The organism is Halothece sp. PCC 7418 (genome assembly GCF_000317635.1).
Lineage (GTDB): Bacteria > Cyanobacteriota > Cyanobacteriia > Cyanobacteriales > Rubidibacteraceae > Halothece.
In genome coordinates this window covers 3,223,465-3,246,526 of sequence record NC_019779.1, presented here as the reverse complement: position 1 = coordinate 3,246,526, position 23,062 = coordinate 3,223,465, and the positions used below count along the sequence as shown (strand labels likewise).

27 protein-coding genes are annotated in these 23,062 nt (G+C 43.0%); 14 read left to right on the top strand and 13 right to left on the bottom strand.

Features of this window, described 5'->3' with window-relative positions; translation table 11 throughout:
• Window positions 1–837: a sulfotransferase gene (locus tag PCC7418_RS14780; RefSeq protein WP_015226991.1), complete on the top strand. Its 837-nt coding sequence runs from the start codon at window positions 1–3 to the stop codon at window positions 835–837.
• Window positions 838–874: 37 nt separating this feature from the next.
• Here PCC7418_RS14780 and PCC7418_RS14775 read toward each other — a convergent pair whose 3' ends face one another.
• Window positions 875–1,837 (bottom strand): glycosyltransferase family 2 protein, encoded by a 963-nt coding sequence (locus tag PCC7418_RS14775; RefSeq protein ID WP_015226990.1) that lies wholly within the window; start codon window positions 1,835–1,837, stop codon window positions 875–877.
• Between the two features lie 151 nt (window positions 1,838–1,988).
• Here PCC7418_RS14775 and PCC7418_RS21170 point away from each other — a divergent pair, with 151 nt between their 5' ends.
• Window positions 1,989–2,111 (top strand): hypothetical protein, encoded by a 123-nt coding sequence (locus PCC7418_RS21170; RefSeq protein ID WP_255348262.1) that lies wholly within the window; start codon window positions 1,989–1,991, stop codon window positions 2,109–2,111.
• An 86-nt stretch (window positions 2,112–2,197) separates the two neighbouring features.
• Here the strand turns inward: PCC7418_RS21170 and PCC7418_RS14770 are convergent, their stop codons facing one another.
• Complete coding sequence (locus PCC7418_RS14770) at window positions 2,198–2,776, bottom strand: Uma2 family endonuclease (protein ID WP_015226989.1); 579 nt, start codon at window positions 2,774–2,776, stop codon at window positions 2,198–2,200.
• A gap of 49 nt (window positions 2,777–2,825) precedes the next feature.
• Between PCC7418_RS14770 and PCC7418_RS14765 the strand changes: the two genes are divergently transcribed.
• The 3 genes from PCC7418_RS14765 to PCC7418_RS14755 all read left to right on the top strand — a co-directional run bounded on the left by PCC7418_RS14765 (window position 2,826) and on the right by PCC7418_RS14755 (window position 4,243).
• The gene (locus PCC7418_RS14765) at window positions 2,826–3,062 is read left to right on the top strand and encodes a hypothetical protein (protein WP_041596284.1); all 237 of its coding nucleotides are present in this window, start codon (window positions 2,826–2,828) and stop codon (window positions 3,060–3,062) included.
• 74 nt (window positions 3,063–3,136) lie between these two features.
• On the top strand, window positions 3,137–3,514 hold the full coding sequence (locus PCC7418_RS14760; RefSeq protein ID WP_015226988.1) for a DUF423 domain-containing protein: 378 nt from the start codon (window positions 3,137–3,139) through the stop codon (window positions 3,512–3,514).
• A 54-nt stretch (window positions 3,515–3,568) separates the two neighbouring features.
• Window positions 3,569–4,243, top strand: a complete 675-nt coding sequence (locus tag PCC7418_RS14755) for a response regulator transcription factor (protein WP_015226987.1) — start codon at window positions 3,569–3,571, stop codon at window positions 4,241–4,243.
• 85 nt (window positions 4,244–4,328) lie between these two features.
• On the opposite strand, the gene PCC7418_RS21165 is transcribed toward PCC7418_RS14755, so the two are convergent.
• From PCC7418_RS21165 to PCC7418_RS14725, 6 genes are all read right to left on the bottom strand, one after another.
• Complete coding sequence (locus PCC7418_RS21165; RefSeq protein ID WP_255348261.1) at window positions 4,329–4,457, bottom strand: hypothetical protein; 129 nt, start codon at window positions 4,455–4,457, stop codon at window positions 4,329–4,331.
• Window positions 4,458–4,600: 143 nt separating this feature from the next.
• A complete protein-coding gene (gene recJ / locus PCC7418_RS14745; RefSeq protein WP_015226986.1) occupies window positions 4,601–6,571 on the bottom strand; it encodes a single-stranded-DNA-specific exonuclease RecJ in 1,971 nt (656 codons plus the stop codon).
• A gap of 519 nt (window positions 6,572–7,090) precedes the next feature.
• The gene (locus tag PCC7418_RS14740; RefSeq protein WP_015226985.1) at window positions 7,091–8,431 is read right to left on the bottom strand and encodes a glycosyltransferase family 1 protein; all 1,341 of its coding nucleotides are present in this window, start codon (window positions 8,429–8,431) and stop codon (window positions 7,091–7,093) included.
• Window positions 8,432–8,486: 55 nt separating this feature from the next.
• Window positions 8,487–9,575 carry a glycosyltransferase family 4 protein gene (locus tag PCC7418_RS14735; protein WP_015226984.1) on the bottom strand — a complete coding sequence of 363 codons (1,089 nt, stop codon included), beginning with the start codon at window positions 9,573–9,575 and terminating at the stop codon, window positions 8,487–8,489.
• 282 nt (window positions 9,576–9,857) lie between these two features.
• On the bottom strand, window positions 9,858–10,118 hold the full coding sequence (gene yidD, locus PCC7418_RS14730; protein ID WP_015226983.1) for a membrane protein insertion efficiency factor YidD: 261 nt from the start codon (window positions 10,116–10,118) through the stop codon (window positions 9,858–9,860).
• Between the two features lie 147 nt (window positions 10,119–10,265).
• Entirely contained in the window at window positions 10,266–11,321 is a 1,056-nt protein-coding gene (locus tag PCC7418_RS14725; protein WP_015226982.1) for a phosphotransferase, read from the bottom strand.
• 57 nt (window positions 11,322–11,378) lie between these two features.
• On the opposite strand from PCC7418_RS14725, the gene PCC7418_RS14720 reads away from it, so the two are divergent.
• From PCC7418_RS14720 to PCC7418_RS14690, 7 genes are all read left to right on the top strand, one after another.
• Window positions 11,379–12,083 carry a M15 family metallopeptidase gene (locus tag PCC7418_RS14720; protein WP_015226981.1) on the top strand — a complete coding sequence of 235 codons (705 nt, stop codon included), beginning with the start codon at window positions 11,379–11,381 and terminating at the stop codon, window positions 12,081–12,083.
• Between the two features lie 84 nt (window positions 12,084–12,167).
• Window positions 12,168–12,491 (top strand): peptidase, encoded by a 324-nt coding sequence (locus PCC7418_RS14715; protein ID WP_015226980.1) that lies wholly within the window; start codon window positions 12,168–12,170, stop codon window positions 12,489–12,491.
• A gap of 33 nt (window positions 12,492–12,524) precedes the next feature.
• Window positions 12,525–12,959, top strand: a complete 435-nt coding sequence (locus PCC7418_RS14710) for a peroxiredoxin (RefSeq protein WP_015226979.1) — start codon at window positions 12,525–12,527, stop codon at window positions 12,957–12,959.
• Window positions 12,960–13,102: 143 nt separating this feature from the next.
• Window positions 13,103–13,444: a histidine triad nucleotide-binding protein gene (locus PCC7418_RS14705; protein WP_015226978.1), complete on the top strand. Its 342-nt coding sequence runs from the start codon at window positions 13,103–13,105 to the stop codon at window positions 13,442–13,444.
• 127 nt (window positions 13,445–13,571) lie between these two features.
• Window positions 13,572–14,654, top strand: coding sequence for a photosystem II q(b) protein (gene psbA / locus PCC7418_RS14700; protein ID WP_015226715.1), 1,083 nt, complete (start codon window positions 13,572–13,574; stop codon window positions 14,652–14,654).
• A gap of 142 nt (window positions 14,655–14,796) precedes the next feature.
• Entirely contained in the window at window positions 14,797–16,233 is a 1,437-nt protein-coding gene (gene zds, locus PCC7418_RS14695) for a 9,9'-di-cis-zeta-carotene desaturase (RefSeq protein WP_015226977.1), read from the top strand.
• A gap of 82 nt (window positions 16,234–16,315) precedes the next feature.
• On the top strand, window positions 16,316–16,765 hold the full coding sequence (locus PCC7418_RS14690; protein ID WP_015226976.1) for an SRPBCC family protein: 450 nt from the start codon (window positions 16,316–16,318) through the stop codon (window positions 16,763–16,765).
• A 4-nt stretch (window positions 16,766–16,769) separates the two neighbouring features.
• Here PCC7418_RS14690 and PCC7418_RS14685 read toward each other — a convergent pair whose 3' ends face one another.
• Together PCC7418_RS14685 and tsaE are read right to left on the bottom strand one after the other, a co-directional pair.
• Window positions 16,770–17,498 (bottom strand): hypothetical protein, encoded by a 729-nt coding sequence (locus tag PCC7418_RS14685; protein WP_150107080.1) that lies wholly within the window; start codon window positions 17,496–17,498, stop codon window positions 16,770–16,772.
• Window positions 17,499–17,584: 86 nt separating this feature from the next.
• The gene (gene tsaE, locus PCC7418_RS14680; RefSeq protein WP_015226974.1) at window positions 17,585–18,028 is read right to left on the bottom strand and encodes a tRNA (adenosine(37)-N6)-threonylcarbamoyltransferase complex ATPase subunit type 1 TsaE; all 444 of its coding nucleotides are present in this window, start codon (window positions 18,026–18,028) and stop codon (window positions 17,585–17,587) included.
• A gap of 52 nt (window positions 18,029–18,080) precedes the next feature.
• On the opposite strand from tsaE, the gene PCC7418_RS14675 reads away from it, so the two are divergent.
• Window positions 18,081–19,787 carry a DUF3685 domain-containing protein gene (locus PCC7418_RS14675; RefSeq protein ID WP_015226973.1) on the top strand — a complete coding sequence of 569 codons (1,707 nt, stop codon included), beginning with the start codon at window positions 18,081–18,083 and terminating at the stop codon, window positions 19,785–19,787.
• A 20-nt stretch (window positions 19,788–19,807) separates the two neighbouring features.
• Here the strand turns inward: PCC7418_RS14675 and PCC7418_RS14670 are convergent, their stop codons facing one another.
• The 3 genes from PCC7418_RS14670 to PCC7418_RS14660 all read right to left on the bottom strand — a co-directional run bounded on the left by PCC7418_RS14670 (window position 19,808) and on the right by PCC7418_RS14660 (window position 21,664).
• Window positions 19,808–20,206, bottom strand: coding sequence for a type II toxin-antitoxin system VapC family toxin (locus PCC7418_RS14670; RefSeq protein ID WP_015226972.1), 399 nt, complete (start codon window positions 20,204–20,206; stop codon window positions 19,808–19,810).
• Window positions 20,203–20,427: a hypothetical protein gene (locus PCC7418_RS14665; protein WP_015226971.1), complete on the bottom strand. Its 225-nt coding sequence runs from the start codon at window positions 20,425–20,427 to the stop codon at window positions 20,203–20,205. The genes PCC7418_RS14670 and PCC7418_RS14665 overlap by 4 nt, the downstream gene beginning before the upstream one ends.
• 334 nt (window positions 20,428–20,761) lie before the next feature.
• A complete protein-coding gene (locus PCC7418_RS14660) occupies window positions 20,762–21,664 on the bottom strand; it encodes an o-succinylbenzoate synthase (protein ID WP_015226970.1) in 903 nt (300 codons plus the stop codon).
• 61 nt (window positions 21,665–21,725) lie between these two features.
• Between PCC7418_RS14660 and eno the strand changes: the two genes are divergently transcribed.
• Window positions 21,726–23,021 (top strand): phosphopyruvate hydratase, encoded by a 1,296-nt coding sequence (eno, locus tag PCC7418_RS14655; RefSeq protein ID WP_015226969.1) that lies wholly within the window; start codon window positions 21,726–21,728, stop codon window positions 23,019–23,021.
• The last annotated feature ends 41 nt before the right edge of the window (window positions 23,022–23,062 follow it).

Below are 23,062 nucleotides of genomic sequence, written 5' to 3'. Positions count from 1 at the left end.
ATGGTATCTAATTTAATATTTATAGCTAGTGAAGCTCATAGTGGATCAACACTCTTAGAATTATTAATTAGTGGACATCCTCAGTATATTGGTGTCGGTGAAGTTTTCAGAGCGTTTAAGTCTAGCACTTTAGATCAAGCCAGTGAGATTAAATGTTCATGTGGAAACACTATTGACACTTGTCCTTTTTGGAAAACAGTAATCGAAAACCTTAAAAAAGATATTAATGCAAGTATTCCTGAAAAATATGAAATTTTTCTAAATAGCTTCAGTGTTTTTTTTGGTGAAAATTATATTCCTATAGACTCTTCCAAATATCTTCCATATCTTAAAGTTCTTAAGCAATTACCTATCGACTTAAAAGTAATTCATCTAATTCGGGATGTTCGCTCTTGGACGATCTCGCAAAAAGAGAATATAAAACGGAATCAAAATTCAGTAAAATCAATTGTGGCTCGTCAATCTTTAGTGCGTTTTATAAAGTGGTATTCTTCTAATTTAAAGACTCAAAACTTCATTCAAAAAGAATGTCTCAATAGTTTCCAGTTAGGTTATGAAGAAATTTGTTTATACCCAGAAGAAATGCTGTCAAGAATTTGTGATTTTCTAGGTGTAGAATTTAATTCTAATCTGCTTAAAATTTATAACCATGAGAATCATAACTTATTAGGTAATAGAATGCGTTTCTCCTCAGAAAAGCGTCAAAGAATTTTTTATGATCATCGCTGGATGTGTAGAAATGATTGGCTTCTTTCTTCTATTTTGTTACCTCATGTTATGAACTTTAATGAAAAGAATGTGTATCAAAATATAAATAATATATTATGGCATAAGTAACAGTTTAGGATAAATATTAATCTTAGGTATGATTGATTTAGGAGTAAACATTATACAATCTCAATATCAATTGAAATAAAAAACGGATCGTTTGCCACTTTAATGAGGGTCGATTAAGTTCGAGAGAATCATTTTGAAATAAATCTATAATCTTCACGGCTTCAGGATAATGACCTTGCTTTAATTGACGATACGTTCCTGCTAAAATAAATTGATGAAAAAAATTACTCTTACAATCTTCAAAAACTCTTTGCTCTAAAATATTTAAATCATCCACTAATCTAAATAGGTGAAGTAGTTTTTCAATGACTTCTTCATTAAACATATCCGTTGTCAGTGCTGCTTCATGGACAGTATAGGCAGCTGTTGTCTCGGATAAACATAAAATACTATGTTTACTAAAAATCCGAATCCACATTTCTAAATCTGCTACTCCACCAATTTTCTCATTAAAGTATCCAACCTTTTCAAAAAGATCGCGATTGATAACAAGTGCAGGAAACCGCACAAAAGAAGAATTTGACATCAATTTTTGTATCGCTTGTTGAGGAAGCAGATCCTGATCTTCACGAAACCCTTGTGTCTTAATAATCTTCTCGCTTTCATTCACAACATTCACTCCAAATAAAAAGACTGAAAATTGTTTCTTATATCTTTGGATCACCTTTACAATTTTTGTAATTGCATTGGGTAGCAAGAAATCATCATCATGTAAAACTAAGACATACTCACCAGAAGCAACTTGGATCGAGTAGTTCCAGTTTTTAGCCATTCCTAAGCGCGGTTGATTATAAATATACTTCCAACTTCCAGACCAGTTTTGCAAGACTTCTTGTGTAACTGACTCACATTCAGTAGAAGATGAATCATCAGTCACAACGATCTCAATATCATCTCTACTCTCAGCATTAGCAATTGTAATTGACTCCAAAGCGCGTTTGAGCCAAAGTGGGCGGTTATAGGCGGGAATACAAATGCTTAGAAGTTTAGAAGCTGACATGATGATAGAAAACCATAAAATGCTGGTTTTCATCCTAGACCACAATGAAGTGGGATGGCTTCACTGGTTCTCCTAGGGAACATCGCGCACCCTCTCTCAATACAATGAAAACAAAGCCATTTCCCAAAGCCAACAACTGGGGTTAGCCTTAGTGCAGTGGCAGGGAAATTATAAAGGAGTGGAAGCCATCTGGCTGCGCTGGGAAACCTTAGAGGGCGAATTGCTCCCCACCGCCCAAGAATTAGGCAAAATGGAAATAATAAGAAAAAAATAATCATGATATTATCAACAGAACAACAACTTTATTCAATTGAAGGAAACACCTAGAAAACCATAAGCGCGATCGCGCTCTTAAATCCCTTACCCCCAGATTTTGCCAAGATTGAGATGAAACCCGTCCAACACATCTTCCCCAGAAAGAAACTTGGGAGTTTCTAAAATTTCTACCGCTTGTTGGGCGCGATAAATCGCCACCCGCTTATTTTTGGGTTCAATTAACCAACCTAAACGCGAGCCATTTTCCCTGTATTCTTCCATTTTTTCCATTCCTTGCTTCCAGGAATCGGAAGGTGAGAGCAGTTCCAGTACAAAATCAGGACACAGGGGGAGAAAGCCCTTCTTTTCCTCTGCTGTTAGTGCCTTCCATTTTTCTAACGGAATCCAAGCGCAATCCGGCGATCGCTGCGCCCCATTCGGTAAAGAAAACCCCCCAGAAGAATCAAACGTTTCTCCCAAACCCGTTCGCTCATTCCAATTAACTAAAGCAGCTATCAGTTTAGCATTCCAAGCGCTGGTTTCTCCGCCGGTGGGGGACATAATGATTAACTCTCCTTGCGCGTTTAGTTCTAGCTTGGCTTCGGGGTTCGTTGCACAGAGGGTGTAGAATTGTTCTTTTGTTAACTGAATGAGGGGGTTGAGATTAAGGGTGGTAGCACTCATAACGGAAACTTAATGCAGTTTTTCTTAATCTTAGCGACCTGACAGCGCGATGGTGTCTCGGGTTCACGCAGGGAACATCGCGCAGCAAATCGACCAACTTGGCTTGGGATTATGGGAAGGGGAATACCAAGGAATCAATCGCCTGTGGATGCGTTGGTATGACCAAAATAATAATTGGATTCCAACCCCTGCTGAACCAGAATCTCAACGTGCCGAACAAGCAAATCAACGGGCGGAACGTTTAGCTGAGCAATTGAGAGCATTGGGCATTGATCCTGAAGCATGAAAACTCTCTTATGAAATCAGTTTACAGCGCGATCGCGTTACCGTGAAAGATCAAGATAGGGAGGACTTAGTTTGATGGTTCGGATTTTTTGCGCGATCGCTGCAATCTTTGGGGGAACCTCAGTAGCAGCAGGAGCATTTGCCAGCCACGCACTGCAAGATCAATTGAGTACAAGAGCACTAGAAATTTTTGAAACTGGGGCAAAATATCAGATGTATCATGCTTTAGCCCTGCTGATAGTAGCCTTACTCTTGAGTCGTGCTGAAGCCTCACAGACCTCACTTCTGGCTGCTGGTTTTGCCTTTATCGTTGGGACAACGATTTTTTCAGGGAGTTTGTACGCTTTAAGTTTCACCGGAATAACTTGGCTGGGCGCGATTACTCCTTTCGGGGGTGCAGCCTTTTTGATCGGTTGGGGTTGTCTCGCTGTTGCTGCGTTTGGTTTCAAATAATTTCTGTCTGAGTTGATATCTTAAAACTATCCCACTGTTTTCTTTGCTTGAACAATGACTGCTCAGATTTTAATCGTTGAAGATGAAGTCAAACTTGCCCAATTTATTGAGTTAGAACTTAAGTATGAAGGCTATGAGGTAATCACAGCCACTGATGGCTTCACAGGCTTATCGCAAGCGCGAGAATCCACTCCTGATTTACTGATTTTAGACTGGATGTTACCCGGCATTTCAGGATTAGAGATTTGTCGCCGTTTACGTCAAACTGGAAGTACCGTTCCTGTAATTTTATTAACGGCAAAAGATGAGATCAGCGATCGCGTGGAAGGATTAGATGCAGGGGCGGATGACTATGTGGTCAAACCGTTTAGCATTGAAGAATTATTTGCCCGAGTCCGCGCTCATCTTCGTCGCACCCAAGAGGACGAAACCGATGTCTTACAGTTTAGCGATCTCAAACTCAATACCAGCACCCGAGAAGTTTATCGCCGCGATCGCGCGATCGAATTAACCGCTAAAGAGTTTGAACTCCTGCGCTATCTCCTCAACCACCCGCGTCAAGTTTTAACCCGTGACCAAATTTTAGAACGAGTCTGGGGATACGACTTTATGGGCGATTCTAATATTATTGAAGTTTATATTCGCTATCTTAGATTAAAACTGGAAGACCAAGGAGAATCTCGGATCATTCAAACCGTCCGAGGCGTGGGCTACGTTTTGCGAGAATGAATCACTGAAGAGGAATCACTTGTGGTTGCAGCGCATTTTGAGAAACGGGTTAATGCGTTTTAGAAAGTTGAAATCGGGTTGTTTCTCAGAGGTCAGCATCAAGTTTACCAGCGTGTTTCAGTTGAGAGATAATTTTTTCACCTAACCACCAACCCATACTACCTGTAACACCCGCAGCAATGGAAAGTAAACCAACAAGCCAAGGTTTAGTCAATAATTCTGCAAATTGACCGCCTAAAATTAATCCACCGCCAACTAAACCAATAATAACCGCACTGGCAAAAAAGAGAACTGTTCCTAAAAAGCGATCTCTTTTTAAGCGATAATTTCCTTAAATCCGTAGTATTGTAACAGACTTCAATCTTTTAGCGCAGAAACTGCTGCTTTAATAATTTCGTAGTAGGGGGAAGCAGTGACATTAATTGCTTTTAAGGATTGACCATTGGTTTTAAGGTGTCCAGTGCGTTTTCCTTGATGTAAAATAAGAAGGTTTCCTTGGTCATTTTCAATTCTTAATTCATTCAGATTTTCCCATAACTGACAGTGATAGGTGCGTCCTTGATAATCATAAGTAGTTGCTTGCTGTTGCGTTGTTTCTGGTAAGCGAAACCCTAATAACTCAAGTTCTAAACTAATGTTACCTTGCCAATGATTTTCCCTTAATTTATAAGCAATATCAACTTGTTTCGGTAAAGGAAAATAATTTCCCCATCGCCACGCGATCGCGCTTTTTTCTAGGCGCTGATTATTAACAATTTGCCTCAACTTTAATTTGAGATGATTTTTGCCAATCACTCGTTGCTCAGCGACAGTCACATTTTTACTTAAAAAGATCGGTTCTTCATTACCAATTCCCCACGGTTGTAACTCATCCACTTGCTGATAGAGATGAGGATTTAATTGCGTAAAGTCTGCAGTAGCATCAATTTTAATTAAGGGTTTGAGATGTTCAGGTTCTAAAGATTGATGGGCAAATTCGCTCAACCGTTCCCGAAATGCAGTTAGATTTTCTGCTGCTAAACTAAAGCCTCCTGCTGCTTTATGACCGCCAAATTTTTCCAGTAAATCATGACAGTATTCTAGAGAATCAAACACATTAAACTCAGGAATTCCTCGTGCTGATCCGCGAATTTGAGTTTCTTCTTCATCTTCATAAGTGCCAATAAAAACGGGTGTCCCGAACTTATCTACAAGACGAGATGCAACAATCCCGATGACACCGTGATGCCAATTCGGTTGGATAATCACCATCGCGCGATCGCGCAGCCAATCAATTTCTCCTGTTTCTAAATACGCGATCGCTTCTTCTTCAATTTGTGCACAAAGTTCTTGACGTTTTCCATTTACTTGTTCACATTCCATCGCCTTTTCTAAAGCAATCCCATCGTCATCTGTTGTTAATAATTCAATGACTGTTTGCGGGTCGCTAATCCGTCCAATCGCATTAATTCTTGGTCCTAAGCGAAACCCAATATCTTCTGGTTTAACCGCTTTTTTAGTATCATTAACGCCACTCACCTGCATTAACGCTTGTACTCCTGGAATCTCTGATTTTGGCAGTTGACGTAACCCTCGTTTCAACCAACGGCGATTGACACCAATTAAAGGGGCTAAATCGGCAATTGTTCCTAACGTGAATAACTCCAAAAGTTGGGCAGTAAACCCTTGTAATTTTCCTAATTTTTGTGCCGTTGCTACAGCTAAAATATACGCCACTCCCACCCCAGCTAATCCGCGATAAGGAGAACTTTCTGGTAATAACTTTGGGTTTAAAATTGCATCAGCTGGCGGTAACATTTCAGGGAGATCATGGTGATCCGTAATAATCACTTGTAACCCTAATTCCACAGCGCGATAAATCGGATCATAAGCAGCAATGCCATTATCAACCGTTAAAATTAACCCTACCCCATTACTGGCACATTCTTCCACAATGCGAGTATTAATCCCATAGCCTTCTTTCATCCGACTCGGAATTAAATAATCCACGTCCGCCCCTAAATACCGTAATGTTCTTAATAAAAGGGCGGTACTGGTCATTCCATCCGCATCATAATCCCCGCAAATCATAATTTTTTCTTGTTCTGTAATTGCCTCGATCATTAAATCAATACTTTGTTCCAAATCTGGAAAGTCTTGATTGGGAGAAGGTAAGGTTTCTGCTTCTGGATTCACATAAACTTGTGCTTCATCAGGGCTGAGAATGCCACGATTAATTAAGACTTGAGCTAAAAGCGGAGATAACCCTGTTGCTTCCACTAACGGTGCAGTTTGTTCAGGATTAAGTTCAGTGATTTGCCAGCGTTGCGAGGGAATTTGAGATTTCAATTTAACTGATTGGTTTTGAGGACTACTTATAGCAGTGACGAGTTACCAGTGACCAGTTATCAAACCCACTTTCTATTGATTGAACTGTCAAACCTCTAAACGGCGACTGCTATCCTAAACAGGATTCTACCAGATATAGCGCTACGCGCTAGGCAAGAGGCAAAAGGCAAAAGGCAAGAGTAAGGTATATAGCACTTCCCAATCTCATGAGGTACATTCTAAATTTTGGTTCTTTGTTCTTTGTTCTTCGTTCTTTGTTATTTGTTGGTTTTTAATCAATGAACCACGAACCATGAACCATGAACATCCACCGACTCGCATTACGTACCTCAACCAACTAGGAAAGGCTATAGGTGAGTTTCAACATTTTGGAATGTCCTAACCTGATTTTGTAGCGCTATATTGAAAGACGGTAGTGTTTGCCTTGCCCACCCTACGAAGGGTAACATCTACTTTTTAAATTGGTATTAGTTCATCTTCCACAGAAAGGATTGTGTCTGAACAGGTAATGAAGATTATCTAAGATGCAAATGCCAATTCAGTCGCTTGTGGAGTTTGTACTTGCGGTAAGACACTTTCTGACATTAAAGAAGCAGCAAGCAAGTTACGATAAACACCACTGAGTTGTCCTGCGACACCAGACCAACTAAAATAATTCTGCACCCGCTTAATTGCTCTTCGTTGCAATTTTTGAGCATAGTGGGGATGATTGAGAATGTGCTCCATGGCGTGAGCAAAGCCCATTTCATCTTGGGGAGATACCAGTAAGCCCGTCTGGTTGTGAATAACGGTAAATCTTAATCCGCCGACATCAGAAGCAATAACAGGTGTTCCACACGCCATCGCTTCGATCGCGACAAGACCAAAAGGTTCATAATGGCTGGGAACAACGGTAACATCTGCGCTGGCATAATAAGTGGGTAGCAGTTGATGTCCGATCCGTCCCGCAAAGACAACGCGATCGCGCAGCCCTAACTCTTCTCCTAACTCTACAATCCGATCGCGCTCACTATTATCTCCTCGTTTTTCGTCGCTACCGCCCACAATGACTAATTTACGCTTTTCGGCAACACTGTGGGCAAAGGCACGGACAAGGGTTTCAATCCCTTTACGGGGGTCAAACCGTCCCACATAAAGGACAATTTGCTCGTCTGAAGAAAAACCAAGTTTGGCTTTTGCCTCTGCTTTCGGTTGCGGGGAAAAGCGTTTGGTATCAGTACCGCAGGGAATAATTTGAATTTCCCCTTGAGAAGAAACGAACTCCCGTAAATGTTCTTCTTCTTGCGGGCTAGTAGCAATGACGCGATCGCAGTTTTCTAAAATTTCTCGTTCGATGTGTAACCGTTTCGATGCGATAAGGGGTAGCTGATTCGTTGCTTGATATTTTACTGCCCCTAAAGAGTGGTAAGTGTGTAGCCATTGTAAGTTGTATCGCTTTTGCAATTGTAACCCCACCCAACCTGATAGCCAGTAATTGGTATGGATTAGAGGATAGCGACTCTTACTCTGATATTTTTCCCAAGCGGTGATAAACTGTGGTAAATATTCAAACAGTCGATCGCGCGGAATAAAGGTTTCAGGACCTGCTTGCAGGCGAATGGTGCGACAATGGGGGGAATGTTCCACAATCTCTGGGGCATCTGGATCAGCTTTGCGAGTAAACAAATCCACTTGCCAACCTCTTGCTGCTAATGCTTCGCCCAGTTGACGGACGTAAACATTTTGACCCCCTGCTTCTTCTGAACCGATTTCTGCTGCGGGATCACCGTGAACCGAAATCAGCGCGATCGGTTGTCGATTCGGCACTTGCAATTGTGTCATGGGAAAAGGTAAGGTTGAGTTGGCTTGTTGTTTCAGCATCCTTCTTCTCCTTTCTCATTCAAGTCTTCCTGATTTTGACAAGGTAGAGAGTGAATTAATTGGCTAACGCGATCGTGGGTTCTGCGGTGCGATGTCCATTGCGAACAAACTGATCGCGCCAAAGCTGACGATACACCGCTTCGTAACCATCGGTCATTCGCGCGACACCAAAATTCTTGGCGACTGATTCCCGACAAGTTCCGCGATTAATCTCTGGAATCCGACCAACAGCAGCAACACACTCCTCAAGCGAATCACAGAGGAAACCGGTTTGTTCGTGATCAACAATCTCAGAAGTTGATCCGCGACGCATTGCAATGACAGGCGTTCCAGCAGCCATTGCTTCCAGCATGACCAGCCCAAAGGGTTCTTCCCAAGTGATGGGGAATAGCAGCGCGATCGCGCCACCAAGAAGGGCATTTTTCTGATCATGGTTGACTTCTCCCAGAAATTGAATAGTTTCCCCGTCAATATGAGGTTTGACTTGTTCTGTAAAGTAACTTTCGTCTATGGGATCAATTTTTCCAGCCAATTTCAAGGGAATAGCACTGGCTTTAGCAATCGCGATCGCGTAATGGGGGGCTTTTTCAGGGGACATCCGACCTAAAAAAGCGAGATAGGGTGGATCCTGCGGTTTGGGATAATATTGATGGCTACTGACATCAATCGCGTTATAAACCGTTCCCGCATAGTTGAGATCGGGTTTGAGGGCGCGTTGTGCATCGGAAATGCTGACAAAATGTTGCTGCCGAAATTGATGGTATAACTTGACCTTCTCTGGGGTAAATGACCCATGGATCGTATGCAGGGTAGGGGTAATTTTGTTGGTAAATTGAGCGTAGGGAAAAGCAGAGTAATCCACATGAGAGTGGATAATATCGAATTGATCTGCCTTTGAATACACTCGTTCTAATTGAATGGCATTATAAATGTCATAGTCGTTGACCTTAGAATCCAGTCGCATTGCTTGTGGGTAAACCGATTCTAATCTTGCCGAAGTTTGAGAATCTCCCGTAGCGAATAGTGTCACCTCATGACCTCGGCGGACTAATTCTTCTGTTAATAGACCCACGACCAATTCAATACCACCATAAGCGGGAGGGGGAACTCTTTCCCACAGTGGCGCAATTTGAGCAATCCGCATACAAACCTCCTTAACGTAGGGAAAAATAAAGGGATGACTGAGAATGCTGGTTGCTGTTCAGTTTAATGATTTCTAAATAAAATCTTAAGAATCCCCATTAATCTTGCCAAGTCTTGTCAACCAAACCTCTAGGTTAGGAAAACCGAACCTTTTCCATTAACCTAGGTTGGAATCCCAAAAATCTTCCTTATGAAAGTTGATCAAAGGGGTAAACTTTCGCGAAAAAGTGACTAAAATCTTTTTCTGAGAATCGATTACACAAATGACTGATTTTGAATGTTGTTATTCGTGATTCGTGATTTGTTCTTGGTTTTGACGAACTTCCTTCACGGTCGGAACGGGATCGTAGCCTCCAGGATGAAGAGGATGACACCGCAAAATTCGTTTGATGGCTAACCCTGTTCCTTGAATGATACCAAATCGTTCTACGGCTTCGATGGCATATTGAGAACAAGTGGGCTGAAAGCGACAACTAGGCGGAAAAAGCGGAGAAACCAAAGCCCGATAAAGGCGAATGATGCCAATGAGAGCTTTTTTGAACATATAAGTTTTCTCACAATAGCTTACCCTTCAGGTATAGCAAGAAACAATCAACAGCGACCAGTCATCTTAAGTTGGGGTTGGTAAGGGGGAGTTAGGGAGAGGGGGCGAGAGGGAGACAGGGAGAGAGTGTGAACGAAGAACCAAGATTCAAAAAATCCGACCATTGTCAGCGTGTAACTGTTTCAAATGTTCTAAGCGACGGGTAAAGTAACGATCATCCAAACGACTATATTCAAAAGACATGGCGCGATTCAGGTGAATCCCCCAAGCCCAGATATATGCAGCGGTGGTGAGGGCGGGTAAACAGTCTCTTTCCAGTGGACTCAGGGCTGTGATATTTTGATAGCCATGGAGGAAGGCTTGTCGGATTTTCGGGCTGCATCCTGCTTGCATGGAAACTTGTCGAAATTTAGCAAGATCAAACGCCCGCCAGCTATAACCACATTGATCAAAATCGAAGAGGGTGAGTTGATTATTGTCGGTAAAATGGACGTTTCCGCTATGGGGATCGCCCCAACAAACTGTCCAGAAGGGTGGGGTTTGTGGGAGGTTTTGCAGTTGTTCTTTGGTTCGTTGTGCAATGGCGCACAAAGTTTCTGCGTCCCAAGGACGTTGTTCCAAAAAAGGTACAATGACTTCTATAGCATCATCAATCATCAGTTCCGAAGTCAGAGAAGACTTGTGGCTGAGGGGCGAAAAATGGTAGCTGGCTTGATGGAGTTTCGCAACCGTTTCTCCTAAACGATGGCTTTGCGTGCAGTCCAAATCACCAATGGGAACTGACCCTTCTGCGTATTCAAACAGTGTTCCGTATCGTTCCCCTTCTGGGGCGATGAGGTCTAAACAGAGTTCTCCCGTATTTGTCGGAAGAGGAGAGGCAACAGGTAGCTGATGATGACGGAGGAAAGTGAGGAATTCTAGTTCAAATTGAATTTCCGAGCGCGATCGCCAATGGTGATGAGAAATGCGGAAAATATAACGATGACTTAAAGTATCAATATGATAAATATCACTTAAGCCATGATACCAAAATTTACAGCTTCTGACTTCCCCAATATCATAGTGGGACATGACAGTAGCAGTAACGGCTTCCAGTGCTATCGCTGAGTACGTAACAGCACACCTGAGAGCACTAACAGAGGTGGGTTTAATCGGAGGTTGGCTACGCAAGGCACAATCGCGCTCATAATCATCGACAGTCATATAAAATTGTCACCGACACTTCAGCATGAAGTTGTATGAGAGACTACAGAAACGCCAATGCTCAAGCCCTATCAAACCATTCCCATTCATGACTGCGGAGAAGACCTAGTTGTCATTCCCACTTCTAATTTTGCATTTGTCACACCCCATCCCTACCAAAAACTTGGGGCTCCCTATGGGGCGATTTCCCCGTATTGGGTGCGAGAAAGTGTTTTAGCAGCCTTACAGGATGCTCAAAAGCAGCTTCAACAAGAATATCAAGGTTGGCAAATTCAAATTTTTGACGCTTATCGACCACTAGCAGTACAACAGTTCATGGTTGATTATACTTTCGAGGCGTTGCGTCAACAAGCTTCAGAATTATCAGATTGCGAAATCGCGCAACAGGTAGAACAGTTTTGGGCTCAACCCAGCCCTAATCCTGAAACTCCACCCCCTCATAGTACGGGCGCTGCTGTTGATATTACCTTAGTCAATGAAAGCGGAGAAACGCTTGATCTTGGTGGAGAAATTGATGAGATTTCAGCGCGATCTGACCCGAATTTTTATCAAGACAGCACCACTGTCTCTGGAAAACTTTATCATCAACGACGGGAATTATTGAGTAGGATTATGATGACGGTGGGATTTCGCCAACATCCAGAGGAATGGTGGCATTTTTCCCTCGGTGATCAAATGTGGGCTTGGCTAAAGCGTCAAGAGTCTTGTCAAACCGAAGTTATTGCCTATTATGGCAGAATTGACGTTAACCAAACAACTTGATCTGACCAATGATGTTCATCGACAACCATAAACCAAAAGAGAAAATGCTATCAAAGAAAAGATGTGTTTTAAGTTTAAGTAAGCATGAATTGGCGTAAACAGTTTCGAGAATGGCATCGACGTTTAGCTGCAATTATGATTCTACCCCTCATTGTTACTGCCATTACTGGGGTTTCTTATCGGTTATCGAAAGATTGGTTTGGCTTCACTCGCGATCAAGCTCATTTTCTAATGGTGATTCATGAAGGAGAATATCTTGGGGATGAATTGAAAGGGATTTATGTATTACTTAATGGCTTAGGAGTCCTCTTCCTATTAACCACTGGCGCAACTATGCTATTCTCTAATGTAATGAAATCGGGACTTTTTTCGTCTCGTAAACAGCAACAAGAAGAATCAAAATCTTGATCGTAAGCGCAATTTAAATTAAAAATTAGACCTATGGCACTTGCAGTTGGTACAAAAGCACCTGATTTTACAACCAAAGATAGCGATGGTAAAACCGTTTCTCTCTCTGACTTCAAAGGAAAAATGGTTGTTCTCTATTTTTACCCCAAAGATGACACCCCTGGTTGCACAAAAGAAGCACAAAGTTTCCGCGATAACTATCAAAAGTATGAAGACCAAGAAATGGTGGTTTTAGGTGTGAGTCGCGATGATGAGGCTTCTCATAAAATGTTTAAAGAGAAGTATGGGTTGCCCTTTACTCTTCTCGCTGATGTCGATGGGACAATCACCAAAGCCTACGACGCAGATGGTGGAGCCGTTTCTAAGCGTATTACTTATGTGATCGATGGTGAAGGCAATATTAGCTACGTCGATAGCAATGTCAATACCAGCACCCATGCTGATGATATCCTAAGCGCGGTGAAATAGCTTCATCAGGCTGTCAATAGATTTTTCCTCAATCCTCCCTTGGCGGAGGATGTTTATTTTTAAAAGTCGTGATGATGATTTGAGGCATCCCTATGACACAATCAAACACGACAGCAATTCACTTTTTATTTTGATTCATTCTTATGAGTGACACCATTTTCAGCAAAATTATCAACCGCGAGATTCCAGCCGATATCGTTTATGAAGACGATCGCGCACTGGCTTTTAACGATATTAATCCTCAAGCCCCAACCCATATCTTAGTCATCCCCAAGAAGCCCATTCCTCAACTGGCTTCCGCAGAAGCATCCGATCAAGACCTCCTTGGGCATTTATTACTGATTGTTAAGCAAGTGGCTGCGGATGCAGGTTTACAAAACGGCTATCGCGTCGTCCTCAATAATGGCTCTGATGGGGGTCAAACCGTTGATCACCTGCACTTACACATCCTTGGTGGGCGATCAATGCAATGGCCCCCTGGCTAAGCCCTAGGATAGAGAAATGTAAAATTTGTCTAAAATAACTTTACAAATCGAAACAATTGCCTTATAGTTAATTCAAGGCGTTAAACAAAAGCGTCTGATTTAGATTCAAAACGGACTTATATCCCAAATGACAACCACTTTACAGCAACAACAAAGCCAGAATATCTGGGAACGGTTTTGCCAGTGGGTCACCAGCACCGACAACCGCCTTTACATTGGCTGGTTCGGCGTTCTCATGATCCCCACCCTCTTAACCGCAACCACCTGCTTCATTATCGCGTTCATTGCAGCGCCTCCCGTTGACATCGACGGAATCCGTGAGCCTGTCGCTGGTTCTTTACTCTACGGAAACAACATCATCTCTGGTGCAGTTGTTCCCTCCTCCAACGCGATCGGACTTCACTTCTATCCCATCTGGGAAGCAGCATCCTTAGATGAATGGCTCTACAACGGTGGACCTTACCAGTTAATCGCATTCCACTTCTTAATCGGAGTTTTCTGCTACCTCGGACGTGAGTGGGAACTTTCCTACCGTCTCGGAATGCGCCCTTGGATTTGCGTTGCGTTCTCCGCACCCGTTGCAGCAGCAACCGCAGTTTTCTTAATCTATCCCATCGGACAAGGTTCTTTCTCCGACGGAATGCCCTTAGGAATCAGTGGTACTTTCAACTTCATGTTCGTGTTCCAAGCTGAGCACAACATCCTCATGCACCCCTTCCACATGCTCGGTGTAGCAGGTGTCTTCGGTGGCGCATTATTCTCCGCTATGCACGGTTCTCTCGTCACTTCCAGCTTAGTTCGCGAGACCACAGAAAACGAAAGCCAAAACAACGGCTACAAATTCGGACAAGAAGAAGAAACTTACAACATTGTTGCAGCCCACGGCTACTTCGGTCGTCTCATCTTCCAATATGCGAGCTTCAACAACAGCCGTAGCTTACACTTCTTCTTAGCAGCATGGCCCGTAGTTGGCATCTGGTTCACTGCTTTAGGAATCAGCACCATGGCTTTCAACCTCAACGGATTCAACTTCAACCAATCCATCTTAGATAGCCAAGGTCGTGTCATCAACACTTGGGCGGACGTATTAAACCGCGCTAACTTAGGATTTGAAGTCATGCACGAACGTAACGCGCACAACTTCCCCTTAGACTTAGCTGCTGGTGAAGCGACTCCCGTTGCGATGCAAGCACCTGAAATCAACGGCTAATCTTCAAATAAGATAGCTCAATCAGTTTCACCCCTTCCTTCGGGAGGGGGTGTTTTTTGTTGAAAGTGGATCTGATCTCACATTAATGTTAATTTTTTTTACAATATTCTAAGAAACACGAGAAAAGGATATAAAAAGCGGGATGCGAGTTGCAATTGTTGGTGCAGGTTTAGCTGGACTTTCTACCGCCGTTAACTTAGCGGATGCGGGATGGGAGGTGGAAATTTATGAGTCTCGTCCCTTTGTTGGCGGTAAAGTGGGTAGTTGGGTAGATGCCGATGGCAATCATGTTGAAATGGGATTGCACGTCTTTTTTGGCTGCTATTACCACTTGTTTCGCTTAATGGAAAAAGTGGGCGCGATCGCGCATTTACGCCTCAAGGAACATACCCACACTTTTATCAACGAAGGGGGAAAAGTGGGAGAGTTGGATTTTCGGTTTCTCACGGGCGCACCCTTCAATGGCTTAAAAGCCTTTTTTACCACTTCACAACTCTCAACTGTTGATAAAATGGCGAACTCCCTCGCCTTAGGCACAAGCCCTATTGTCAGAGGCTTAGTGGATTTGGATGGCGCAATGAAAACCATCCGCGATTTAGATAAAATTAGTTTTGCCGACTGGTTTAGATCGCATGGTGGAAATGATGGCAGCTTGAAACGGATGTGGAATCCGATCGCGTATGCGTTAGGCTTTATCGACACGGAAAATATTTCGGCACGGTGTATGTTGACAATTTTTCAGTTATTTGCTGCTCGGACCGAAGCCTCAGTGTTGCGAATGCTGGAAGGGTCACCCCAAGAATATCTCCATCAGCCCATTTTAGATTACTTAGAAGCAAGAGGGGCAAAAATTTACACTCGTCGTCGGGTGCGAGAAGTGTTGTCTGAAGAAAAAGATGGCAAAACTTCTGTCACAGGAATTGTCGTTGCGAATGGAGAAGAAACCGAAACCATTACCGCAGATGCTTATGTCGCTGCGTGTGATGTTCCTGGTATTAAACGCTTACTCCCTGAAGATTGGCGCAAATGGTCAGAATTCGATAATATCTACAAATTAGATGCGGTTCCCGTGGCAACAGTACAATTGCGCTTCGATGGTTGGGTCACAGAACTACAAGATCCCCAAAAGCGGAAACAATTAGAACAGGCTGCGGGACTGGATAATCTCCTTTATACACCTGATGCTGACTTTTCTTGCTTTGCCGATCTTGCTTTAACCAGCCCTGGTGATTATTATCGGGAGGGAGAAGGGTCACTCTTACAGTTGGTGTTAACCCCAGGCGATCCGTTTATTAAAGAAAATAATAGCGCGATCGCGCAGCACGTCCTTGATCAAGTCCACAAATTATTCCCTTCTTCTCGGGAATTAAACATGACTTGGTATAGTGTGGTAAAGCTCGCTCAATCGCTTTATCGGGAAGCACCAGGCATGGATGTCTATCGTCCTCATCAAAAAACCCCTGTTGACAATTTCTTCCTTGCTGGAAGTTACACCCAACAGGACTACATTGATAGCATGGAAGGGGCAACGATTTCTGGGGAAAGAGCAGCCAATGTAATTTTAGAAATTAATCATTAATTGACCCATCATCTACAGGCGTTCCACGGAACGTCTCCCAGTCACCAGTTACCAAAGAACGAATAACAAATAACAAATCACAATGACAAATTGGCTAGAACATAGTGTCGAAATCGAAGTCAACGCCCCCATGGATCTGGTCTGGAGTTTATGGTCAGATTTAGAACAAATGCCAAGATGGATGAAATGGATCGATTCGGTCGAAGTTCTAGCGGATAATCCAGATTTATCCCGTTGGAAACTTGCTACTGGGGGCTGGGAATTTAGTTGGTTATCTCGGATTACCAATTTAGTTCCAGAACAGATTATTCAATGGGAGTCGGTGGATGGGTTACCCAATAAAGGCGCGGTACGATTTTATGACCGCAAAACCAGCAGTATTGTCCGTTTATCTGTCGCCTATTCCATTCCAGGGGTACTGGGGCAAATTATGGATAGTTTGTTTTTAGGACAAGTGGTAGAATCGACCCTGCAAGCCGATTTAGACCGATTTCGCGAGTATATTGACCAAGTGCAAGCTCCACAAAATTGATTGGTTATGATGGGTTAAGTCTCTCCACTGCCTCTTTCAAAGCAGGATAGTTTTCCGGTTCACTGATCCCGTGTTTAATAAACGCTTTGATCAGTTGACTTTCTCGCTGAATGTCTGCCATTGTTTCCCCACGACTGGTAATCCACACGGCTAAAAGATTCTCATCTAGTCGTAGAGTAACCATACAAAGGGAAGTTGGATTTCCGTTCTCATCTTTTCCGCAAGCCCGTTGAGGATCGTTTTTCGTTAAGTCTAACCTTTGTATCACAGCAGCTTGACTTTCATAAGAGCCATTAATACTGATAAAACGGTTGTCTAAAAGGGCAATATGGTCAGGATGAATTAGACTGAAACGACTGGTTTCAATTCCTAAAGCATTTTCTCCAAACTCTAGACAAGATTCTCTCGCCCATTGCTGAGGAAGTTGAGGATAAAGTTTATTTCGCATCTGGTCATAAGACTGAACCGTTTCTTGTCGAAATCGATCATAGCCTTCTAAATCAACATGAAGTCCTGAGACCGGAATCGGGACTTTTCCTTTTTCAACGTTTTTAACAATTGAACCATAGGGTAAAGCACAGTATCTTATTTCATCGCGATCTTGATCGCAAGTAATAATGACATTGGTGTGGTCAAAATCAATCACACTCACCAGGGGAACTTGTAAAACTGTCTCTCCAATGGCGAACTGGGCTTCTTGTGAAAAAATTTCAGCCACCTCAGCCGGGGTCATTGATAAGGGAGTCTCACTATAATCACTCCCAAAACAAGAGGAGAGAAACATTGTTAGGAGTGTCAACCCAACAAAATTACCCCCTTTCATGACTGGATCACCTCCACCATCGCTTGGCGGGAATCGTTGGTTTTCAGTAGCTTCACTTGCAGATAGGAAGAGGGGAAATAGGGGAGTCTTTCCGCCCATTCAATGGCTGTAATCCCAGGGGTGACTTCTTTTCCTTCCCAATAGGTTTCTGGACAGAGTTGCGCGATCGCGCTTTTATTTTCTAAGCGATATAAATCTAAATGATAGAGAGGCATTTTCCCCTCTAAATACTCATTGACTAAGGTAAATGTGGGACTAACAATGGGGGTTGTAATCCCTAACCCTTCCCCTAAGCCTTGCACAAAGGTAGTTTTCCCTGCACCCAAATCCCCAAAGAGTAACACCACGCTATTGGGAGGAAGAAATGTTGCAAAGAGTTTTCCTAATTCTTGTGTCGCTTTCGTCTCTGCAAGAGAAACGTGCCAATGTGATTCCTTCATAATTCCTGTGTTAGAATTGCTGCGATTTAGCTAGGATTTTATCTTTTTTGTTGTGAGCGATCGCGCGATTCAAATTTTCCTGCTTGATGCTGATCTCGTCTTCTCTGAAGGACTCGCCAAAGTCCTTGCTTCCCGAGAAGATATTAATATTATCGCTCAAGCCCAAAGCCTAGAACAAGCCCGAAACCAACTTAATACTTTAGACTCCCTTCCCGATGTCTTCGTTATCGATCTTGATCTAACTCCTGAAGAAAACACCCAACAGGGGATAGACTTTTGTCGGGAACTGAAACAAAATTACCCTAACTTACCCTTATTCTTGCTGACGACGGTGACAGCAGATTCCCTGCTGCGATCGCTGCGAAACTTAGGAATTGAAGGCTACTGTCGCAAGCGTACCCCTCTTGATCAATTAATTCACGCCCTGCAACAAGTGGCTAGAGGGGAACTCTATTGGCAACAAGCAACGGTTAATGATTCCGCCCGTCAACTTCCCCCTGCTACCTCGCCTCCGCAACCGACGACACCTCCGCGCTGGCTCACTCGACAAAGAGAAACTGGCTTAGGGGAAATTGAGCGCAATTTGGCGCAAGTAGAAGCAATTTTAGAAAATCAAGAGCTTTCTAACTTTGATTGGTTATTTTGGACAGGATTACGACGAGAATTAAAAACCGCCCAATGGATTATCAAGCAACTCTTACCAGTAGAAGTTGTCGTGCTGAGTGAGGAAGAAGAAACAGAAGAGAGTCCAGAAAATTCTGCCTCCGAAATAGAAAGCCCACCCTTATTAACAGGCTTACCCACTTCTCTCAGTGACACCCTACTGCAAACCACATTAGGAAAAATTCAATTAGGGATTGTTAATCACACAAATTATACCCTAGAAATTGACATTCTCAACCCAGAGAAAAAGCGAGAACTGTTATATTTAGTGGTTCAACAATTTCAGGAAATCCTAACCCAATTGGACTTTGTTCATTTATCTTTAGAAGATTTACCTGAACGGCGATCGCTGCTACTACGAGAATTATGGCAAACTTGTCTCACACGCTGGATTAGTAAATATGTCGCACTCTCAGAGTTTCCAGCAACAGCGGGTTCAATTGTTGAATTTGTGATGCGAGAAGCCCCTGTCGTGGAAGCGATGCGATTAAATAAATTGCCTGATGTGACCGCTCTTGTTGCCTATTTACTTTATCAAGAACCTTTAAAGATTGATCAAGTTTCTTATCGCCCTGAATCTCCAGAAGCGCAAGCCCGTGCCGAAATGTTACTCCATAATTTAATTATTACTGTGGCAAATGCAGTCATGCAAGTCATTTTAAATCAGTTTGGAGAGCAAGAAATGGTCAAAAATTCACTTTATGCGGATGAATATCGGTCTTCTCGGGAAATTGCTCGTTTTCGCAATGAATTATCTTGGCAATATCGCCAAAGTTACTATTTCCAAGAACCAAAAATAATCTTTGAAAGTCGTCAAGAATTCTTAGTTTTTCGGGGAAATCGCATTCAAGCTGTCTCTGTTTATGCGCCTCGGAAAGAGGAATTAGAACAGTTACAAGGGATTCGTTTAGGGGTTACCATTGCTTTAGAATTACGGGACGCGATCGCGCCTCGGTTTCGGGCTGTGTTTGGGGTTGTCGGACAAGCAGTGGTTTATCTTTTAACGCAAGTGATTGGGCGTGGAATTGGTTTAATTGGACGGGGGATTTTGCAAGGAATTGGAAAAAGTGTCGAAAGTAAGCGCGATCGGCAATGAATTTTGTTATTTGTAGGAATTTACTCCCAATCTTCATACTTTAATCCTTCAACTCGACTAAATTCAGTCAAATTATGAGTGACTAAAACTAAATTATTTGCTAGTGCAATAGAAGCAATTTGCAAGTCATAAACACCGATTGGAGTTCCTTTTCTGTTCAAATGATCGCGAATATAACCACAGATCTGAGCTAACTTTCCATCAAAAGGAAGGCTCGTAAACTCATCAAAGAAAATTCCTAAAGTTACTAAGTTATCTTCCTGCTTAGCACTTCGATATGCACCGTAATAAAGCTCAAACTTAACAATATCACACAGGAAAATATCATCTGGAGAAAGAGAAGCTAATTTTTCTGCAATTCGATGATTGGTTGAGTTAAGATATTGAATGCAAGCATTAGTATCTAATAAGTAACTCATAATAAAGGCTCTCGTTCTTGAGGTTCAGGTTGCGGTTCCCTCACTAATACTTCACCTTGCCAACGCCCACAAGTTTTTTCAAAAAAATGAGGAGACCACTGTTTTTTTTGCTGAACAGACTGATAGATGACGATCGCTTCAATTTCCTGATTGGTGATAGGTAAGCGAGTGGAGAAAACACCATCTTCTCCAATCTGAACTTTCACTTTGATACTATCCATTTTTTCCTTAGCCTAAATTATCACTTGCTATTTTCTCTTTCATGCTAAATCCTAGGTTGGTTAATTGTTGATGTCTTGCCTTCTTCCAACTCGAAAAGAATGTTAGCTACTTTTATTCTAAACCGCAGCCAAGCGTGAGAATAGAGACTTCAATCAAAGGCATAATCTTTTGCTGAAGTTTCCTTAAAACCCTGATTGACTGACAAAAGATTTAAAATGTAGGTTGGGTTGAGGTCACGAAACCCAACACCAGCAAGGTTTTTTAGGTTACACGATCGCGCTTCCCAGCCTAGGATAGAATAGGGCTTTCAGAAGTTTTGTCGGTCAGCCAGCCTTAAAACCAATCGTCAACACCAAAGCCTAAAGCCCGTTTCGGATTCAATTCTTGCGCCAATCGAAACACTGCTTCCCTCGCCACAGAGGTTTCCATCACAGAAGAAAAGACCAGATCCAGTTGATGCTGTTGACATAATTGTCTCAGTAAACGGGGCGATCCCGCGATCGCGCACTTTAAGACAAAAATCCCCCGCCATCCCCTTTTATAACACGCCTGCAACTCCCGCAACGTTCCCACCGATTCATCTAAGGCGAGAGGGGTTTTAAAAGTTGCCTCTAACCCTTGCATTGGCTCAAATTGGGCGGGTGGAAGCGGTTGTTCAATAAATTCAACCTTTCCTGAAACATCCGCGTTCTGAAACCATTCTTCCGCCTCTGGTAAGGTTAACCCCCCATTGGCATCTAAGCGGATTTGCACATCATCAGGAAGATCCGCCACCCACTGCTGAAACCACGCTAACTCTGCATCTAGGGAGAAAACGCCAATTTTCCATTTAAAAGTGCGTTGTCCTTGCTGATAGGGAGATTGCCAACTTTCTAAAACCGTTTCTCCTGCGGGTAAAAGTACACTTAAGGATAAGGTTTGCTGTGAACTTGTCTCCAGAGAAAAACCCTCTAACGCGGATTCAAAGGCAAACTGACAAGCGGGAAACTGGTCTGGAATTTGATGAATTTCTGTTTTAGTAATTCCTTGGGAATAGTGGGAACAAAACGCCAGGGCTTGTGCTAGGGTTTCCGAACCAAAACTGGGAAGCGGTGCAATTTCGCCCTCACTTCTCTTTCCCGTTGCATCTTGCAAAGTAATCATAATCCCTTCGCGAATTTTCCATACACCAGAACTGGTTCTGAAAGGACGGCGAAACGGTCGTTTGTAGGGGGTAAAACTTAATTGATAATTAATAAGTCATCAATGATAATTGAGTGTATTGTTAATTTTAACTGGTTATTGAGAGGAAAACAGAATGTATAACCCAGACAGTGCGATTGAAGCCATCCAAGCGCGAGAAATCCTAGATTCGCGAGGAAGACCGACGGTAGAAGCCCAAGTGCAGCTAGCCAGTGGCGCGATCGGATTAGCGCAAGTCCCTAGCGGTGCATCCACAGGCAGTTTTGAAGCCCATGAACTCCGAGATGGAGAACAACGCTACGGTGGAAAAGGGGTTCTCAAAGCAGTGGCGAACATTGAAAATGAATTAGTTCCCGCTTTAACCGATTTAGATGCCCTCGATCAAATTTTAGTTGACCAAGTGATGCGGGAGAAAGATGGGTCAGACAATAAATCGAATCTTGGCGCAAATGCCCTTTTAGCGGTTTCTCTCGCCACCGCCAAAGCAGCAGCCGACCATTTAATGCTTCCCCTGTATCGCTACTTAGGGGGACCGATGGCAAATGTTTTACCAGTTCCCTTTATGAACGTGATTAATGGTGGGGAACACGCCTCTAACAATGTGGATTTTCAGGAATTCATGATTGTTCCTGTTGGCGCACCGAGTTTTAGCGAAGCCTTGCGTTGGGGGGCGGAAGTCTTTAGTTCCTTGAGTAAAGTCTTGGATTCACAAGGTTTACTGACAGGGGTTGGTGATGAAGGCGGATTTGCCCCGAATTTAGACTCAAATAAAGCAGCACTGGAAATTTTAATGGTTGCCATTGAAAAAGCAGGCTATCAACCTGGGGAACAAGTTTGTTTAGCGTTGGATGTGGCTGCAAGTGAGTTTTATAAGGAGGGGAAATATCTTTACGAAGGAAGCGAACATTCCCCCGAAGAATTGATTAATTACCTCAATGATTTAGCCAGCGATTATCCGATTATTTCCATTGAAGATGGATTATATGAAGATGACTGGGAAGACTGGCGACTTCTCACGGAGAAATTAGGGTCTCGCATTCAGTTAGTCGGGGATGACTTATTTGTCACTAACCCCACGCGCTTACAAAAAGGAATTGACACTGATTCTGGAAATGCGATTTTAATTAAACTGAACCAAATCGGAACCCTCAGCGAAACCTTAGAAACCATTGATCTCGCCCATCGTCACCAATACGGCTGTATGATCAGCCATCGTTCGGGAGAAACTGAAGATACCACTATTGCTGATTTAGCGGTTGCGACTCGCGCGGGACAAATTAAAACGGGTTCTCTGTCTCGCAGCGAACGGATTGCCAAGTATAACCAATTATTGCGAATTGAACAAGAACTCGGCGATCGCGCGGTTTATGCGCCTCTCGCAGGCTGGGGTCCCCGTTTCCAAAAAGATTAAGTTGAATTCACCCCATGATTCCCCTTTTTGGGGGATCTTCG

What these genes read in the sequence shown, in the direction of transcription:
- psbA (WP_015226715.1), top strand. Translation starts at nt 13,572, where the DNA reads ATGACAACCACTTTACAGCAACAACAAAGCCAGAATATCTGGGAACGG.
- zds (WP_015226977.1), top strand. Translation starts at nt 14,797, where the DNA reads ATGCGAGTTGCAATTGTTGGTGCAGGTTTAGCTGGACTTTCTACCGCC.
- PCC7418_RS14765 (WP_041596284.1), top strand. Translation starts at nt 2,826, where the DNA reads ATGGTGTCTCGGGTTCACGCAGGGAACATCGCGCAGCAAATCGACCAA.
- PCC7418_RS14665 (WP_015226971.1), bottom strand. Translation starts at nt 20,427, where the DNA reads ATGGATAGTATCAAAGTGAAAGTTCAGATTGGAGAAGATGGTGTTTTC.
- PCC7418_RS14725 (WP_015226982.1), bottom strand. Translation starts at nt 11,321, where the DNA reads ATGACTGTCGATGATTATGAGCGCGATTGTGCCTTGCGTAGCCAACCT.
- PCC7418_RS14710 (WP_015226979.1), top strand. Translation starts at nt 12,525, where the DNA reads ATGGCACTTGCAGTTGGTACAAAAGCACCTGATTTTACAACCAAAGAT.
- PCC7418_RS14715 (WP_015226980.1), top strand. Translation starts at nt 12,168, where the DNA reads ATGAATTGGCGTAAACAGTTTCGAGAATGGCATCGACGTTTAGCTGCA.
- PCC7418_RS14685 (WP_150107080.1), bottom strand. Translation starts at nt 17,498, where the DNA reads ATGACCCCGGCTGAGGTGGCTGAAATTTTTTCACAAGAAGCCCAGTTC.
- PCC7418_RS14690 (WP_015226976.1), top strand. Translation starts at nt 16,316, where the DNA reads ATGACAAATTGGCTAGAACATAGTGTCGAAATCGAAGTCAACGCCCCC.
- yidD (WP_015226983.1), bottom strand. Translation starts at nt 10,118, where the DNA reads ATGTTCAAAAAAGCTCTCATTGGCATCATTCGCCTTTATCGGGCTTTG.
- PCC7418_RS14735 (WP_015226984.1), bottom strand. Translation starts at nt 9,575, where the DNA reads ATGCGGATTGCTCAAATTGCGCCACTGTGGGAAAGAGTTCCCCCTCCC.
- PCC7418_RS14670 (WP_015226972.1), bottom strand. Translation starts at nt 20,206, where the DNA reads ATGAGTTACTTATTAGATACTAATGCTTGCATTCAATATCTTAACTCA.
- PCC7418_RS14780 (WP_015226991.1), top strand. Translation starts at nt 1, where the DNA reads ATGGTATCTAATTTAATATTTATAGCTAGTGAAGCTCATAGTGGATCA.
- PCC7418_RS14755 (WP_015226987.1), top strand. Translation starts at nt 3,569, where the DNA reads ATGACTGCTCAGATTTTAATCGTTGAAGATGAAGTCAAACTTGCCCAA.
- PCC7418_RS14720 (WP_015226981.1), top strand. Translation starts at nt 11,379, where the DNA reads ATGCTCAAGCCCTATCAAACCATTCCCATTCATGACTGCGGAGAAGAC.
- PCC7418_RS14770 (WP_015226989.1), bottom strand. Translation starts at nt 2,776, where the DNA reads ATGAGTGCTACCACCCTTAATCTCAACCCCCTCATTCAGTTAACAAAA.
- PCC7418_RS14760 (WP_015226988.1), top strand. Translation starts at nt 3,137, where the DNA reads ATGGTTCGGATTTTTTGCGCGATCGCTGCAATCTTTGGGGGAACCTCA.
- tsaE (WP_015226974.1), bottom strand. Translation starts at nt 18,028, where the DNA reads ATGAAGGAATCACATTGGCACGTTTCTCTTGCAGAGACGAAAGCGACA.
- eno (WP_015226969.1), top strand. Translation starts at nt 21,726, where the DNA reads ATGTATAACCCAGACAGTGCGATTGAAGCCATCCAAGCGCGAGAAATC.
- PCC7418_RS14775 (WP_015226990.1), bottom strand. Translation starts at nt 1,837, where the DNA reads ATGTCAGCTTCTAAACTTCTAAGCATTTGTATTCCCGCCTATAACCGC.
- PCC7418_RS14740 (WP_015226985.1), bottom strand. Translation starts at nt 8,431, where the DNA reads ATGCTGAAACAACAAGCCAACTCAACCTTACCTTTTCCCATGACACAA.
- PCC7418_RS14705 (WP_015226978.1), top strand. Translation starts at nt 13,103, where the DNA reads ATGAGTGACACCATTTTCAGCAAAATTATCAACCGCGAGATTCCAGCC.